Genomic DNA, 545 nt, shown 5'->3' with positions numbered 1-545 from the left:
GCGGTCGAGCCGACGACGCCGACGAACGGCCACCCCTCCCCGGAGGTCTGGGAGGTCATCACCCGGGTGAACCGGTAGATTCGCTCGGGGTCCCAGTACATCAGCAGCTGGGACAGCGAGTAGACGCCGACGGCGCGGTCGCGGCCGGCCGAGGACTCGACGACGTCGGTGAACTTGATCCCGATATCCGTGAGGTTACCCGCGCTGGCGACGTACTTCGTCGTCGGCGTGTCGTCGCGCTTGTCGCCCTGCTCGTGGGTGACGCAGTCGATGACGACTACGTCGTCGCCGTCGTTCCCCGTGAGCTGCTCGTAGTCGCTGCGGACCTTCTCCGCGGTCCGCCCCGTCGAGATGACGACCGGACCGTCCGACCACGCCGCGAGCAGCCGGTTGAACAGGTCGTACTTCCCGCTCATCGGGGGACCGCTGATGAGGACGCTGTCGGCACCGCGGACAGCGTCGGGAAGCGCGGTCATGGTGAAAACGTGAGTGAGTGTCGGGTAAAACCCTTCGGAGCGATCACTTTCGGAGCATGGAGGGGAGGT

At 66.4% G+C, this 545-nt stretch carries 1 protein-coding gene; it reads right to left on the bottom strand.

Features of this window, described 5'->3' with window-relative positions; genetic code table 11:
* A partial coding sequence (locus EXE44_RS17900; RefSeq protein WP_137718044.1) for a hypothetical protein occupies positions 1-476 on the bottom strand: 476 nt, incomplete at its 3' end.
* Positions 477-545: the final 69 nt, after the last annotated feature.

The sequence above is a fragment of the Halorubrum sp. SS7 genome, assembly GCF_005435055.1.
GTDB classification, from domain to species: Archaea; Halobacteriota; Halobacteria; order Halobacteriales; family Haloferacaceae; genus Halorubrum; species Halorubrum salinarum.
Note: the sequence above shows the minus strand (reverse complement) of the source record. Positions and strands in the feature narration are given on the sequence as shown.